Raw genomic sequence first — 15443 nt, 5'->3', positions numbered from 1 at the left:
TTGGCGTCAAAACAATAACTTAAAAACTGCTGTTTAGCTCAGCTTTGGGAGGTAGAGTCCGATGAGGCAATCCACGTTTTTATATATGTTATCGATGGCCCTTATGTTGTCATTTGCCATGCACGCGAGGGCAGATGAGTCCCACGCCTATAAAGAGCCGCCCGCCGTCACCATGCAGACCCTCGAGAAATGGATCGGGGAGCTTTCCAACTGGGGCCGTTGGGGCAAGAATGATGAACTGGGTACATTGAACCTGATCACCCCGGAAAAACGCCTCGCGGCGGCGGCCCTGGTCAAGGACGGTACCACTGTTTCGGCTTCGCGCGTTGTGTCCAAAGAACCGGACCCGCTCAGTGGCCAGGTGTCATTCCATCATACGCTGACCAAACTGCTGCATGGCGGCGGAGATTTCGCCCTCGACAATTACGAGATTTCCTATCACGGCTGGGCCCATTCCCATATCGATTCCCTGGCGCATATGTTCTGGAAGAACAAAATGTATAACGGTTATAGCCGTGACGAGGTCATCACCACCGATCCGGAAAACCCTGAACAGGTGGCCGGTGCCCGCAAGCTTGGCATCCAGGTCATGCGGGACGGCATTATGAGCCGGGCCGTGCTGGTGGATATTCCGCGCCTGAAAGGGGTCGATTATCTTGAGCCCGGCACCGCGGTCACTATCGAGGACCTTGAAACCTGGGAAAAAAAGGCCGGGGTTAAAGTCAGGCCGGGTGACATCTTGCTGCTCAGGGTAGGGCTACTGGCCTATCACAAGGCCACGGGGGATGTCACCAACCCCCGCCGCTCGGGCCTTCATGTCTCCACCGTCAAATGGCTGAAGGAACGGGGTGTGGCCGTGCTCGGCTGTGACGCCAACAGTGATGTGATTCCGTCCGGCATGGAAGGCTTCGACCATCCGGTTCATGTGCTGGCCCTGCATTCACTGGGCCTGCCGATCATGGATAACCTTGACCTGTCCCGCCTGTCACAGGTTGCAGCAGAAAAAGGACGTTGGGAATTCATGATGACCATTGCGCCGCTGGCGATCACCGGCGGCACCGGCAGCCCGGTCAATGCCATGGCGGTTTTCTAGGTAGCAGGCTTGTCCTGCAACGATTGGGGTGAACTTGCCCCATATGAAAAATATTGCAGTGATGCTGCTTTCAACCGGATTTAATGGCTGAAGTGAGTGTCTCTTTGCGCTGTTATTTATGTTGCCCCCATTGTTGTTGTTTTCTACGGTACTCGTCTTGCCTGCGGCGATGATCACGTATAGAGGCGGTCGGGAACGAGCGCCTTTAAGATATAAATAAACATTAACACACTTGAGAGTGAACATATTATCTGTTAGATCTAGTGTGATAAATAAAAAAGGGAGCAGTATATTATGTCGCTTGAGGGAGAGCGTATCCAGAATATGAACAACCAACTTGAAGACCTGCCCAAACATCATAAGGCGACGAAGAAAGAGAAGCTGGTCATTGTCGCCTCTTCACTGGGGACGATGTTTGAATGGTATGACTTTTATCTTTACGGCCTGCTGGCGACCTATATTTCAAGCCAGTTTTTTTCCGGTGTAAACGATACGACGGCTTTCATCCTGGCTTTGGCGGCCTTTGCTGCGGGTTTTGCCATCCGTCCGTTCGGATCGCTGGTGTTCGGCCGGCTTGGTGATATTGTCGGCAGGAAATATACCTTTCTTGTCACCATGGGGCTCATGGGGATGTCCACTTTTGCCGTTGGATTGCTGCCAAGTTACGAGACCATAGGTATCGCAGCGCCGATTATCCTGGTTGGGCTGCGTTTGCTGCAGGGGCTGGCAGTCGGCGGTGAATACGGCGGTGCGGCCACATACGTGGCGGAGCATGCCCCCAACAACAAGCGTGGACTTTATACCAGTTTTATCCAGACCACTGCGACGCTCGGCCTTATTGTTTCGCTGATGCTGGTTATCGGACTGCGCTCCGTCATGGGTGAGGAGGCCTTTGCCGACTGGGGCTGGCGCATTCCGTTCCTGGTCTCGGTTCTTTTGCTGGCGATTTCACTTTGGATCCGTATGCAGTTGAGCGAGAGCCCGGTTTTCCAGAAAATGAAAGATGAAGGGACGACGTCGAAAACGCCGATCCGGGAAGCTTTCGGAAAATGGAAAAATGTCAAGTTTGCGCTCATCGCCCTGTTTGGTGCCGTGGCCGGACAGGCCGTGATTGGGTATACCGGTCAGTTTTACACCTTGTTCTACCTTGTGAAAATCCTGAAGGTGGATGCCGGCACGGCCAATATCCTGATTGCGATCACGCTGGTGATCGGCACACCTTTCTTCATCATTTTTGCCTGGTTGAGCGACAGGATTGGCCGTAAGCCCATCATTGTCACCGCCTGTCTGATCGCTGCGCTGGCCTATTTCCCGGCCTTCAAGGCGCTGACCTATGCCGCCAACCCCGCCCTGGCTGCGGCTGTTGAAAATTCGCCGGTGACGGTGGTAGCTGACGACGACGAATGTTCTGTCCAGTTCGATCCGATCGGAGAGAATAAATTTGACAGTACCAGCTGTGATATAGTGAAGGCCTATCTTGCCTCCCACGGGATCAATTACAGCAATGAGGGCGCCGAAGCGGGCATGGTTGCCCAGGTGAATATCGGTGACAGGGTGATTACCGCTCCTGATCCGGCTGGTCTTTCCGAAGAGGAAAAAACGGCTGCGATTGCATCGTTCCATGCTGAAATACAGGCAGGCCTTGATGCGGCCGGATATCCTCAGATGGCAGATCCGGAACAGATCAACAAGCCGCTGGTGTTGCTTATCCTGGTCGGACTGATGATCCTGGTGACGGCGCCATATGCACCGCTTGCGGCAATGTTGGTGGAGATGTTCCAGGCGCGTATCCGTTATACTGCCATGTCACTGCCATATCATATCGGTAACGGCTGGTTCGGTGGTTTCCTGCCAAGTGCGGCCTTCGCCATGGTGGCAGCGACGGGCGATATTTATTACGGCCTGTGGTATCCGGTTGTGATTGCCGGGATGACATTTGTGGTCGGCCTGCTGTTTCTGCCGGAAACGTTCCGCCGCAATATTGACGATTAATATTTGCAGCAGCCATGATGAAAAAGGCGGCCCCTGTGGCCGCCTTTCTTTTGGTTATGTACGGGTCAGTACATGTTCAAGCAATTGCCGGAAAGCCGTAGTCGCTGCGGCGACATTATCGGCGGAGACGCAACGGCTGTCGTCATCAATTACATGGTGAAACCGGTGAATGCCAAATACGCCGGCGACGGAGGGATAGCCGGCGTCGATAACATTGGTCAGTTCCCCGGCGGAAAGTTGTTCGCTCGAATAGGGGGCTTCAAGTCCGACCTGTCCGGCAAACAGCTTGCGTGCGATCGGCAGAAGGGGCGGGCTTGTCACCAGATAACGCTGGGAATCAGCACCGGGCAGCGGCATCATTTTGCCGACAACCTCATGCCAGTCCTGGGCTGCGATATTGGCGCCCAGATGCAGCCAGAAAGAAGTTTCTTCCGGTGCGGGGGCGATTTTATGAAGCGCCTCCTCCGCGCCGAGATACTGGTACTCATGGCCGCTGTTGCAAATGAAAGCGAGGTTATGATCCTTTACTTTTAAACTTGCCCAGCGGGCGAGGGTGAGCCAGGCGGCGATACCGGGGCCGCGTTCCCCGGCGCAACCGAACCAGCCTGATCGTGGGGTCGAGACCGCAAGCCAGCGTTTCTTTCCCCGATCGATGCGGCCGACAAAGTTAAAGGCATCCCGCTGCCCGCCTTCGCCGGTCAGATAAAGGGTGGCATTTTGCCCGCCTGTGGCGGCGGCAAAGAAAGGGTTCGCCTCCTTGGGGGCGAGAAGGGCGACCGGTCCCCTGAACATCGGTTTGCGGCCATCGGTATTCAGGGCAATCACCTTGCCGGAGGGGCCGTTGGTGACGGCAACGACGGCTTTTGCTCCGGTAGTGAAGGCGGTCTCAATCGGGGCTCTGATGGCCTTTGACAGGGCCGTTGACCAGCGCCGGTGTGGCAAATCAACAAGGGCGATGGCGCCTTCCAGAGAACCCTGTGCCTGTCCGGCGGCGTCGACGCGGACGATTTTACCGGTAATGCCATCAGGGCCGGTGGGGATGACTATGGGTTGCGGCCAGACGGTGGCCCGTGATGCGCCACTTGTCAGTTCACATCTTTGGGGGGTGAAAAAAGGCACAGACATGGTCTGCCGTTCAATGATGAAGCCGGCCTGTTCCAGTTCTGAAGCCATCCAGTCGCCACAGGCATTGTCCCCTGCGCCGCCGGCCTGCTTCATGCCGAAGCCGATATATTTATCGAGGTCTTCTTTAATCCGGTCAGTCCGGTTCGGGACGGAATCGGTATTGGCAGTAGCCCGGGCTACCGATGCGGCTGTGAGGGGCAGCAGCGCCGTTCCCGCGATAAAATTGCGCCGTGTTGTTTGTTGCATGATAGATTTCCTCCCGATTTTTTGTGGTTTTCTGTTTCATTTCAGGCAGCCTGTTGTCGCCGCTTGATATTAACTAACAAGATAGTGTATAATTTTAAGAACCGATGTGGCAAGCATCGGAAGGGAAGCAGTCGGGCAGAAAGGGAAATACAATGAAAAACTATCTTAATAATATTCTACGATCGCTTCTGATTTTATTTGTCCTCTTCGTCTCCCCGGTCCGGGGGGACGATGCAGGATCCGACCGTCCGGTTGTGATGACTGGACAGGGCAAAGTGGCCGGCTACAAGGAAGACGGTCTTGATATCTTCAAGGGTATTCCCTATGCCCTGCCGCCTGTGGGGGAACGGCGCTGGAAAGCGCCGGAAGCCCCGGTTGCCTGGAAAGGCCTTCGGGAAGCAACTGAATTCGGCGCCCCTTGTGTGCAGCCGCCCCTGCCGCCGACCAGCCTTTATTATGACCCGTTTGAAAAAGAGAGCGAGGATTGCCTGACGTTGAACATCTGGGCGCCAGAGGGAATTAAGGATGCGCCGGTGATGGTCTGGATTCATGGCGGCTCGCTCCGGATCGGTGGTTCTTCCCAGCCGCTATATAAGGGGGCTGCCCTTGCACGTCAGGGCGTTGTCCTGGTCTCGATTAATTACCGCCTTGGCGCGCTTGGCTGGCTTGCCCATCCGGATTTAAGTGCTGAATCGCCAAATGGGGCTTCCGGCAATTACGGGCTTCTTGACCAGATCCAGGCCTTGCGCTGGGTAAAGGACAATATTGCTGCATTTGGCGGCGATCCTGAAAATGTCACCATCATGGGGGAATCTGCAGGCGCCCTCAGTGTGACCTATCTGCTTGCCAGTCCGCCGGCGCGTGGGTTGTTTCACAAGGCAATTATCCAGAGCACCAATACACGGGCCACACCGGAGCTGAAGCGCGAAGTCTATGGTATGCAATCGGCAGAGCAAACGGGGGAAGCCATCGCCAGCGCGTTGAAGGCCGAAAGCCTGGAGGCCTTGCGCGCCCTGGATGCCAGGGATGTGACCATCAGGGCCATGTATGCCGGCTACCGTCCGGAAGGCACTATCGACGGCTGGTCGCTTACAGAACAACTCGTGGAAACATTTGATGCGGGACGGCAGGCGAGGGTGCCGCTGCTGACCGGATTTACCGGTGGGGAAATGCGGGCCGGGCTTGTTCGCACTCCGCGGGCCCCGATGGATGCGGCGACCTATGAAGCGGAAATCACAAAACGCTATGGCGACCTGGCAGCAGAATTCCTGCGGCTTTATCCCGCGTCGGATATTGATGAGAGCATGAAAGCCACGTTGCGTGATGCGGTATTCGGCTGGGCCAGCGAATATCTTGTGGACAGATATTCAAAGGCGGGACTTCCGGCCTATCTTTATTATTTCGATCATTGTTATCCCTCTGCCCGCGCGCGGGGAATCTGTGCGTTCCATGCCGGTGAACTGCCCTATGTCTTTGGCCTGGCCGGTCCTGATGCCACGATTCCGGTAAACTGGCCGCGGCCTGACGGTGGCAATGATGTGGCCCTGTCCGAGGCGATGATGGGCTATTGGGCAAGTTTCGCACGAACCGGTATTCCTGTCGCTTCCGGTCACCCGGACTGGAAGGCTTATGACCCGGACGGGCAGGCCTATATGCTCTTTTCCGATAAGCCCCGGCTGCAAAGTGATTTGCTGTCCGGCATGTTTGAACTGCATGTGGAATCATTCCTGCGGCGCAAGCTGTCGAATCAGCAATGGTTCCTGAATGTCGGCCTGAAATCGCCGGTTTTAACCCCGCCCGCTGGGCAGTAGTCAGGAAAAATTTTCAGGGTGTGAAATGTATACTATGCCCTGAATTCGCATATTTGAATCAGTTGTAGAAGCGCAGTTTTGCAGGAGAAAAACATTAACACTGCATATAATATTCACACACATGATAGTGAATATTGACTATGGCCATATTCCATGGCATGATCTGAATGTGTCCAGAATAATGACGGGCACTCTGGGAGGTTTAGTAAATAATGGGAGGTATCATGAAAGGTATTCTACTTGCTGCAACATGTGCAGCAGCAACCACTATCTCAATGCAGGCATACGGTCAGTCCAGTGAAGGCAGCGACGAACAGTCTGAAAGCAGGGGAGCATCCATTGAGCTGCAGGAAATTGTTGTGACCGCGACGCGGCGCAGCCAGAAACTGCAGGATGTCCCGCTTAGTGTTACTGCATTTACGCAGGATAAGCTTACAGCAGAAGGTATTGTCGGTTACGAGGGGCTGGCTCATGTCACTCCTGGTGTTGTCATGAACAAGCCGACGCAGAACTTCAACAACTTTACCGCTCGCGGCATTGCCACGAATGGGTATGGCGCGAACCTGCAGAGCACGGTGGCGATCTACATCGATGAACTGCCGATTTCCGCCAACGGTAACTCAACCATCCTTGACCCGAACCTTTATGATGTGGAGCGTGTGGAATTTCTGCGCGGCCCGCAGGGTACGCTGTTCGGGTCCGGTTCTTTGGCTGGTGCCATGCGGATCCTGACCAAAAAGCCTGATCTGGATGAAATGGGTTACTCCGCAATGGTGGATTATGGTCTGACAGGCTCTGATTCATTCCGTCAGCGTTATAACGCCATGGTCAATGTGCCGCTGATCGAAGACAAGCTCGGCTTGCGCGTCGTTGGGTTTTATCGCAACGAAGACGGTTATGTTGATAACCTGGGTACCGGCGTCGAGAATTCAAACTCTCTCGTGGACTGGGGTGGCCGGGCTACCATGCTTTGGCAGCCCAATGATGATTTGTCTGTGAAGCTTTTGGTGTCCTATGAGGATAGCGATCCCAATGATTCTGCTCTCATCAATCCTGATCTCGGGGATTACAAGCGCTTTTCCGAGGAGCCTGACAATTTCCGGGCAAAGTTGACAAATTATAACGCCACTGTGGACTATCAGTTTAGCGGCGCGCATTTCACCAGTTCATCCACCTATTCACGTTTCGACCAGACGTTCTTTGTCGATCTGGCCAACACATTTGGGTACGCCATACCCTTCCGCCTTGATGCCAATGCCTATGACGAGATCTTCGTTGAAGAGGCGCGCCTGGTATCTGATAGCGGCGGCAAGATTGAATGGGTTGTTGGTGGTTTCTATTTCTACAAACGGCGTGATGTTGACTTTTCCTATCGTGCATCAGATGCTTTTCTTGAAGCGCGGGGTTTGACTGGTCTTGACAGTGATACGTATCAGTCACTGTTCAATCATTCCAACCAGAATGAACTGGCCGGTTTTGGTGAATTGACCTATCATGTTTCCGACAAATTGTGGGTGACTGGCGGTCTGCGCTACGGCAGCAACGATGTGCAGACCATTACGGAAGAAGGTGGTTATGCAAGTAACTATCTGGCTGCTGCATTGACACCGGGATATTCCGGACCGCTGACAATCACGCCGATCGAGCCGGCTGTTGGTGAAAAAGCCAAAGCAAGCCGTTTCTCCTATAAGGCCAGTGTTTCTTATTCACCGACTGAAGATATTACGGGCTATGCGACGGTTTCCACCGGTTTCCGTACACCTGTTGTGAATGCCTATGGCGGACGGACCAGCCTTGTTGATCCTAACGATATTATTATTCCTGACGGGTCATCATCTGACAAGCTGGTCAACTATGAGATCGGCCTCAAAGGAACCTGGCTTGACGGTAAGTTGACAGCAAACCTGGCGGCCTATCTGATCGACTGGAACAATATCCAGGTTCAGGCCAACCGTGTCTCTGACTCCGTGCAGTTTGTGACCAATATCGGTGCCGCACAGAGTAAGGGTTTTGAGTTCGAGATTGCCGCGGTCCCCGTTGAGGGGCTCACCATCAATCTTGTTGGCTCATTGAATGACTCCAAGGTTACCGACCTTACTGCCGAAGAGGCAGCGATTTCCGGTGCCGTCGAAGGTGCGCGACTGTCTTCCCCTCATTTCCAGGGTTCTGCGACCGTGACATACGCCTTTGATGTCAATCCGGAATGGCAGGGGTATGTCTCCGGTACGATCTCCCATGTGGGTTCATATCCGGGCCTGTTCCAATATGTACCTGGTCAGCCTGGTGTGGAAAGCCCCACATATGATTATACCGAAGCCTTTAACAACATGAACCTTTCCGCAGGTATGGAAAACGACAGATGGACTCTGATCGCCTATGTTCAGAATGTGCTGGATGATGATTCACACACCTATGTTCATCCTGAAGCTTTCCTTGGAAGTCGTTACGGTACGCTTCGTCCGCGGACATTTGGTGTGAGAGCAAGCTTCGAATACTAAGTTATGCCACTCGTCGTACCACATAAAGGGTCAAAATGTGTCGACCCCCAAGGCTCCGGCTCCGCAGTGCAAACTGCGGGGCCGGGCCGGTATGACAGGTTGTTCTCATGGAATTTCCGGCAGAACAGGTTACATTGCCACATACGACCTGATTCTGATTTAAAACCGATCAATAGGGAGATCAAACCTCATGTCTCTGCTATCTGAAAAAGTGCTGCCTGTGTATGCAGTTGCTGTTCTGGCACTCACAATAATGATATCCGCCATCGTTCCTGCCCAGGCTGGAAAGGGACCGATTGTGAAAACGGCCGTTGGCGCCCTTGAAGGTTACGACCGCGATGGGCTGAATGTCTTCAAAGGCGTTCCCTACGCCAAACCGCCCGTGGGTGATCTGCGTTGGAAACCCCCTGCGCCTATGCAAGCCTGGGATGATGTGCGTGAGGCAAAAGATTTCGGTGCGGCCTGTATGCAGCCCGACCGGCGGGTAAAAAGCATTTATGCGGAAGATTACCGCGATATGAGCGAGGATTGCCTGACCCTTAATATCTGGGCGCCGAAGAAAGCGAAAAAAGCAGCCGTATTTATCTGGATTCATGGTGGTTCGCTCAGTGGTGGCGCCAGCAGTTCCCCCATGTATGACGGTGCCAGACTGGCAAAAGAAGGTATTATTGTTGTCACGATCAACTACCGGCTTGGTATTCTGGGGTATCTGGCTCACCCTGAACTGAGTGCGGAATCTTCAGAAAATATTTCCGGCAATTATGGTCTGCTTGACCAGATAGCTGCGCTTCAATGGGTCAGGGACAATATCAGTGCCTTTGGCGGTGATCCTGAAAATGTGACCATTGCCGGTGAATCTGCCGGGGCGCTCAGTGTCATGTATCTGATGGCGTCGCCTCCGGCCCGGGGTTTGTTTCACAAGGCGATTGCGCAAAGTGCCTACATGATCACTACTCCGGTACTGAAGGCTAAAAGTTTCGGACAGCCATCTGCTGAAGATGTCGGCGTCTGGCTGACGGGTGAACTGGGGGCCAGGTCTGTGGCTGACCTTCGGGCAAGAGACGCAAAAGAGATTACCAATGAATCCTCTGTAGCGGGTTTCTGGCCCTTTGGCGCCATTGATGGAAAAATTCTGACCGGACAGCTTGTTGATATCTTTGATCGTGGAGAGCAGGCCCAGGTGCCGATCATTGCCGGATTTAACAGCGGTGAAATACGGTCACTGCGCTTCCTGCTGCCCAAGAAGCCCGAAGGTGAAGCCGCCTATGAAGAGGCCATTCGCAATGGTTACGGTGAACTGGCGGATGAATTCTTAAAGCGCTATCCGGCAGATAACATTGAAGAAAGCATGCTGGCGACGACCCGTGATGCGATGTATGGCTGGACCTCTGAACGGCTGGTGGACAAGCAAACAGCTCTCGGTGTTCCCGGTTATCTCTATATCTTTGATCACGGGTATCCGGAGGCCCAGAAATGGAACCTGCACGCCTTTCATGCCAGCGAGATTCCCTATGTTTTCGGGACCACAAAGAAAACGCCCGAGTTTTGGCCAAAAGTCCCCGGAACCACGCTGGACCGGAAGATGTCTAAAGCCATGATGGACTATTGGTCGTCGTTTGCGCGTACCGGCGTCCCGACAGCAGAGGATCAGCCGGACTGGCTGCCCTATGCTACAGACAAAGCGTATATGTATTTTGCCGATGTGCCGCGTGCCGCGAAACATCTTCTTCCCGGGACCTATGAATTACATGAACAGGTCGTATGCCGTCGCCGTGCAGCCGGGGAAGTTCCGTGGAACTGGAATGTCGGTATTATTTCACCACCGTTACCCCCTAACAAGTTGGAGTGTCCATGACTGACGGCGCCATGCAGCCCTTTGGGCTGACCCTTAATAAGTTTCTTGATCATGCAGCTAAATGGCACCCGAATACAGAAGTAGTGACCGCCCGTGAAAACGGTTCAATTACGCGTATTGGATATGCGGAGCTCAGGCAGCGTGCCTTATGTGCCTCCACGGTATTTGCCGATTTGGGAGTGGCTTTCGGCGATCATGTGGCGACACTGGCCTGGAATAGTCAGGCTCATGTTGAAGCATGGTACGGGATTATGGGCATGGGGGCCGTGTGTCATACGCTCAACCCGCGCCTCACAGCAGAGCAACTTGCCTCGATGCTGGCACAGTCGAAAGCAACTGTCCTGATTGTCAGTGCTGACCTGGTTGATCTGGCGAAGCAGGTCTGTGAGCTTTCGCCACTGGTTTCCCATATGCTGGTCATTGATGATGAAGGCGGGACAGGACAGGACGGCGGGGACAAACCGGCCGTTCATGATTATGAGGCCCTGCTCGCCAGGACGGAAGCCAAAGCCATCTGGGGCGAGTTTGATGAAACGGCTTCTTCCGGCCTGTGTTTTACCTCTGGTACAACCGGTGCTCCCAAGGGGGTAACCTATACCCACCGGTCCAGCTATCTGCATACGCTCAGGATGTTGCAGGCGGATGTGATGGGTCTGACGGCCTGGGACGTGATCCTTCCTGTGGTGCCGATGTTTCACGCCAATGCCTGGGGATTGCCTTTCGGGGCGCCTGCTACAGGATCAAAGCTTGTATTGCCGGGTCGCCATGCCGATGGGGCCAGCCTTGCCCGCCTCATTGAATCCGAAGGGGTGACCATTGCTGTGGGTGTGCCGACGGTATGGGTCGGACTTGTGGATCATCTTGACGCCACCGGTGGCGAATTGCCGTCTCTCAAGCGGATTGCGGTGGGCGGTGCGCCAATGCCGCCAGCCCTTATGGAACGGATCGAAAAGCGGCTTGGCGTCACGGTCCAGACCAGTTGGGGTATGACCGAACTGTCACCGGGCGGCACCTTTGCGCCCCTTGGTGACCCGGACCGCAGACCAATGGTGTCTGGCCGGCCGGCCCTGGGTGTTGATCTGCTGTTGACCGATACGGAAGGCAACGCCCTGCCGGAACAGCGCAATACCGAGGGGCATCTGCGGGTGCGCGGGGCTGCCGTGATTGAGAGATATTTCGGCCATGAGCAAAAGTCGACTGATGAGAACGGCTGGTTTGATACCGGTGATCTGGCCCGAATTGATGAGCTGGGCAATCTGACCATTACCGGCCGTTCCAAGGAACTGATCAAATCCGGTGGGGAGTGGATCAATCCGGCGGAAATCGAAGCGGTGATTTGTGCCCTGCCAGAGGTTTCCTTTGCCGCAGTGATCGGCCGCAGCGATCCCAAATGGGGGGAGCGTCCGGTGTTGCTGGTGGAAATGCGCGAAGGCATGACACTCGGCGATGACGAGCTTCTCCAGTCGCTTCGTGGCCGTGTGGCGTCCTGGTGGATACCGGATGCAGTGGTCAACTTGCCGCAGATGCCACTTGCGTCAACTGGAAAGGTAGACAAAATACGCTTAAAATCGGAATATGGAGGTAGCTGAGTCCGCGATTCATGATTATCGTGGGGGCAATATCTGAATTACGAGAAAGGCGAGAGTGTGTCCGCAAATACAAAATCTCCACGCAAGCGCCAGGTCAAGGAGCAACAACGTCTCGAAATGATCGAGCAGATCCTTGATGCGGCCGAGTACCTGTTTTCCAAGCATGGCTTTCACGGGGTTACCCTGAAAAATGTCGCGCAGCGTGTCGGGGTTCATCATACATTGTTGAATTATTATTTCGGCGACAAGGAAAAGCTGTTTGAGGCCGTGTTTTCCCGTCGTGCGGTGGTGACAAGTGAACGCCGCATGAAAATGCTGGAGGAATATGAAGAGGCAACCGGGGGCAAGCCCACGGTAGAGGGCGCCCTGCGCGCCTTTCTGGATACCGATCTGGATCTCTATATCGAAGGGGGCGATGGCTGGCGGAATTATGCTGCCCTCAGCGCCCAGGTGGCGAACACGCCGGAATGGGGTGCAGATACCATGGACAGGCACTTCGATCCCGTTGTTTTGCGATTGATCGGCCTGCTCAAGAAAGCTCTCCCGGACTGCCCGGAAGAGGATATTTTCTGGGGTTACCATTTTGTCACAGGGTCGCTCATGCTGACTCTTGCCCGAACCGGCAGGATCGACAAGCTTTCCGGCGGACTCTGCAAGTCAGAGGATTTTGCCGCAGTCAAGGAGCGCATGGCCTCATTCATGGCTGCCGGCTTCCTGGCCATTTGCAAGGATCGCAAAGTTCAAACAGATAAATAATTAGCAGCCTGTCCTTGAATACAGGGGCAGGTTCTGTACTTAATTTCAAATTAACTTACAAGATAGTGAATATTATGAAAAAGATTAATCTGGAAACTGCCCGCTCCTTTATTGGCAACGAAACAGGAGTATCTGACTGGGTAAATATAGATCAGGGCATGATCAACGGCTTTGCGGATATCACCCGGGACTGGCAGTTTATTCATGTGGATCCTGAAAAGGCAAAGGCATCTCCGTTTGGCAGGACCATAGCCCACGGGTTCCTTACATTGAGCTTTCTTTCGCACTTTGCCGAGACGGCGGCCTTGTCCATCGAGGGGGCCAGGATGTTGGTCAATTACGGTTTTGACAAGCTGCGGTTCCTTTCCCCCGTCCCTTCGGGCGCGCGCATCAGGGGGAAATTTGTTCTCAAGGATATGCAGGAACGGGCACCTGGCCAGATACTCTTTAGCTATACGGTAACCGTGGAAGTGGAAGGCGAAGAGAAACCGGCCCTGATGGCGGACTGGCTGATGCTGTTTATTTTCGATTCCGGGCAATCCTGAACGGACAGTTTGCCCAAGAATATTTTTTGACATGATTAATTCAATTATCAATGAGAGAGACTGACTAATGAGTATCAGATTTGACGGACAGGTGGCGATCGTTACAGGCGGGGGTAATGGTCTGGGTCGTGAACATTGCCTTCAGCTCGCGGAGCGGGGTGCAAAGGTTGTTGTTAACGATCTGGGCGGAAGTGTTGATGGTTCCGGCGGTTCTGTATCTGCGGCAGAAGCGGTGGCCGAGGAAATCCGGGCTATGGGCGGGGAAGCCATCGCCAATGGTGCCGACATCACCAACTTCGACCAGGTCAAACAAATGGTTGATGAAACCATGTCCAAGTGGGGCCGGGTGGATATCCTGATCAACAATGCCGGTATCCTTCGGGACAGAAGTTTTACCAAAATGGAAATTGACGACTTCAAGAAAGTCATAGATGTACATCTGTTCGGAACCTTTAACTGTACCAAGGCGGTGTGGGACATCATGAAAGAACAGGGGTATGGCCGTATTGTCATGACGTCGTCTTCCAGTGGTCTTTTCGGCAACTTTGGGCAGTCGAACTATGGTGCCGCCAAGTCGGCCATGGTCGGGTTCATGAATGTTCTGCACCATGAAGGTCAGAAATATGACATCCGGATCAACTGTCTTTCTCCGACTGCCGCCACACGTATGCTCGAAGGCCTGATTCCGGAAAAAGTTGCCGAACTGATGGCGCCCAAGCTGGTGTCGCCGGGCGTGCTTTATCTGGTGAGCAAGGATGCTCCCTCTAAAACAATTCTCGGCGCCGGTGCCGGCAGCTTCTCTGTGATCCGTGTTCTGGAAACCGAAGGGGCTTTCCTTGGCGGAGAGCAAGCCACAGTTGATGATGTGGCCGCCAACTGGGCCGCGATCAGTAATCCAGAGGGCCAGGCCGAAGTGGATGCTGCCTTTAAGCAGACCGATAAATTCGTGGCTCTTGCGGCCGATGCCTTGGGGGTAGACCTGAAGTAAGAAGAAAAGTGCTTTGGGGGAATGGTGAGGACCTCGACAGGCATATCCCGTCGAGGTTCTTTCCAAGATACTCCTGGGACATTTTTCGATCATTTTTTGTTCATGTCTGCCTTGCCTGTAGCGGTTCCCCGTTTCATACTGGCCCCTGGAAATTCACATATAAACCACGTTGGGCCTTGCAGCATATGTCAGACTATCTTTTTACACCTCCCCCTGTCGCAAGCCTTCCCGTCAGGGGCAGTGACAAGCGCTATCCCCTGAGGCGGATTTTCTGCGTCGGGCAGAATTATTCCGCCCATGCCCGGGAAATGGGTTTTACGGCTGATAAAGAGAACCCGTTCTTTTTCACCAAATCCGCTCAGGCCTTCGCAGCATCAGGCAGCGAGGTGGCCTATGCCCCGGGGACGGAAAACCTGCATTATGAAATGGAGATGGTGATCATGCTGGGGTCGGAGGCCTTCCAGGTGACTTCCGAACAGGCGCTGGAGGCGGTTTACGGCTATGCCTGCGGGCTGGACATGACCCGGCGGGACCTGCAGAAGCAATGCCGCGACAAGGGACGGCCCTGGAGTCTGGGCAAGGATTTTGAAAATGCGGCCGTCATTTCCGAGGTGATCCCTGTCAGTGACTGCGGCCATCTTTCCGAGGGACAGATTGAGCTGCGCCTGAATGGCGAGATAAAACAGTCCGGTGATCTTTCCGACATGCTGAACGGTCCCGCGGAATTGATATCTTTCCTGTCCCGTTATTATCATCTGGGACCGGGGGATGCGATCTTTGCAGGGACGCCGGAGGGCGTGGGGCCGGTCCTCCCCGGCGACCGGCTGGAAGGAAAAATCGAAGGCCTCGGCACGATCTCGCTTGCCATCGGGGACAAAGCCTGACGCCGGGCGTATCCTTCTCCTTCTTTCGTACAGACAGTTATTTTGTATAGCCGTTATTTTG

The 15443-nt window shown here is 54.1% G+C and carries 11 protein-coding genes; 10 read left to right on the top strand and 1 reads right to left on the bottom strand.

Annotated features, from left to right (window positions below; translation table 11 throughout):
- Window positions 1–103: 103 nt before the first annotated feature.
- A complete protein-coding gene (locus tag ACN0YD_RS12265; RefSeq protein WP_417320170.1) occupies window positions 104–1093 on the top strand; it encodes a cyclase family protein in 990 nt (329 codons plus the stop codon).
- A 294-nt stretch (window positions 1094–1387) separates the two neighbouring features.
- A complete protein-coding gene (locus tag ACN0YD_RS12260; protein WP_417320168.1) occupies window positions 1388–3085 on the top strand; it encodes an MFS transporter in 1698 nt (565 codons plus the stop codon).
- A 54-nt stretch (window positions 3086–3139) separates the two neighbouring features.
- On the opposite strand, the gene ACN0YD_RS12255 is transcribed toward ACN0YD_RS12260, so the two are convergent.
- Window positions 3140–4456: a hypothetical protein gene (locus tag ACN0YD_RS12255; protein ID WP_417320167.1), complete on the bottom strand. Its 1317-nt coding sequence runs from the start codon at window positions 4454–4456 to the stop codon at window positions 3140–3142.
- Between the two features lie 152 nt (window positions 4457–4608).
- Between ACN0YD_RS12255 and ACN0YD_RS12250 the strand changes: the two genes are divergently transcribed.
- The 8 genes from ACN0YD_RS12250 (at window position 4609) to ACN0YD_RS12215 (ending at window position 15382) form a co-directional block, all read left to right on the top strand.
- On the top strand, window positions 4609–6267 hold the full coding sequence (locus tag ACN0YD_RS12250) for a carboxylesterase/lipase family protein (RefSeq protein WP_417320165.1): 1659 nt from the start codon (window positions 4609–4611) through the stop codon (window positions 6265–6267).
- A gap of 224 nt (window positions 6268–6491) precedes the next feature.
- Window positions 6492–8765, top strand: coding sequence for a TonB-dependent receptor (locus tag ACN0YD_RS12245; protein ID WP_417320163.1), 2274 nt, complete (start codon window positions 6492–6494; stop codon window positions 8763–8765).
- A 190-nt stretch (window positions 8766–8955) separates the two neighbouring features.
- Window positions 8956–10620, top strand: a complete 1665-nt coding sequence (locus ACN0YD_RS12240; RefSeq protein WP_417320162.1) for a carboxylesterase/lipase family protein — start codon at window positions 8956–8958, stop codon at window positions 10618–10620.
- Window positions 10617–12209, top strand: a complete 1593-nt coding sequence (locus ACN0YD_RS12235) for a long-chain-fatty-acid--CoA ligase (RefSeq protein ID WP_417320160.1) — start codon at window positions 10617–10619, stop codon at window positions 12207–12209. The genes ACN0YD_RS12240 and ACN0YD_RS12235 overlap by 4 nt, the downstream gene beginning before the upstream one ends.
- 117 nt (window positions 12210–12326) lie before the next feature.
- Complete coding sequence (locus tag ACN0YD_RS12230; protein WP_417320216.1) at window positions 12327–12965, top strand: TetR/AcrR family transcriptional regulator; 639 nt, start codon at window positions 12327–12329, stop codon at window positions 12963–12965.
- Window positions 12966–13039: 74 nt separating this feature from the next.
- Window positions 13040–13510 (top strand): MaoC family dehydratase, encoded by a 471-nt coding sequence (locus tag ACN0YD_RS12225; protein ID WP_417320158.1) that lies wholly within the window; start codon window positions 13040–13042, stop codon window positions 13508–13510.
- A gap of 67 nt (window positions 13511–13577) precedes the next feature.
- Entirely contained in the window at window positions 13578–14498 is a 921-nt protein-coding gene (locus ACN0YD_RS12220) for an SDR family NAD(P)-dependent oxidoreductase (protein WP_417320156.1), read from the top strand.
- 185 nt (window positions 14499–14683) lie between these two features.
- Complete coding sequence (locus ACN0YD_RS12215) at window positions 14684–15382, top strand: fumarylacetoacetate hydrolase family protein (RefSeq protein WP_417320154.1); 699 nt, start codon at window positions 14684–14686, stop codon at window positions 15380–15382.
- Window positions 15383–15443: the final 61 nt, after the last annotated feature.

The organism is Emcibacter sp. (assembly GCF_048269205.1).
Taxonomy (GTDB): domain Bacteria; phylum Pseudomonadota; class Alphaproteobacteria; order Sphingomonadales; family Emcibacteraceae; genus Emcibacter.
This window is presented reverse-complemented; position numbering and strand designations above follow the sequence as displayed.

What these genes read in the sequence shown, in the direction of transcription:
- ACN0YD_RS12265 (WP_417320170.1), top strand. Translation starts at nt 104, where the DNA reads ATGTTGTCATTTGCCATGCACGCGAGGGCAGATGAGTCCCACGCCTAT.
- ACN0YD_RS12230 (WP_417320216.1), top strand. Translation starts at nt 12,327, where the DNA reads ATGATCGAGCAGATCCTTGATGCGGCCGAGTACCTGTTTTCCAAGCAT.
- ACN0YD_RS12255 (WP_417320167.1), bottom strand. Translation starts at nt 4,456, where the DNA reads ATGCAACAAACAACACGGCGCAATTTTATCGCGGGAACGGCGCTGCTG.
- ACN0YD_RS12245 (WP_417320163.1), top strand. Translation starts at nt 6,492, where the DNA reads ATGAAAGGTATTCTACTTGCTGCAACATGTGCAGCAGCAACCACTATC.
- ACN0YD_RS12215 (WP_417320154.1), top strand. Translation starts at nt 14,684, where the DNA reads ATGTCAGACTATCTTTTTACACCTCCCCCTGTCGCAAGCCTTCCCGTC.
- ACN0YD_RS12240 (WP_417320162.1), top strand. Translation starts at nt 8,956, where the DNA reads ATGTCTCTGCTATCTGAAAAAGTGCTGCCTGTGTATGCAGTTGCTGTT.
- ACN0YD_RS12225 (WP_417320158.1), top strand. Translation starts at nt 13,040, where the DNA reads ATGAAAAAGATTAATCTGGAAACTGCCCGCTCCTTTATTGGCAACGAA.
- ACN0YD_RS12250 (WP_417320165.1), top strand. Translation starts at nt 4,609, where the DNA reads ATGAAAAACTATCTTAATAATATTCTACGATCGCTTCTGATTTTATTT.
- ACN0YD_RS12220 (WP_417320156.1), top strand. Translation starts at nt 13,578, where the DNA reads ATGAGTATCAGATTTGACGGACAGGTGGCGATCGTTACAGGCGGGGGT.
- ACN0YD_RS12260 (WP_417320168.1), top strand. Translation starts at nt 1,388, where the DNA reads ATGTCGCTTGAGGGAGAGCGTATCCAGAATATGAACAACCAACTTGAA.
- ACN0YD_RS12235 (WP_417320160.1), top strand. Translation starts at nt 10,617, where the DNA reads ATGACTGACGGCGCCATGCAGCCCTTTGGGCTGACCCTTAATAAGTTT.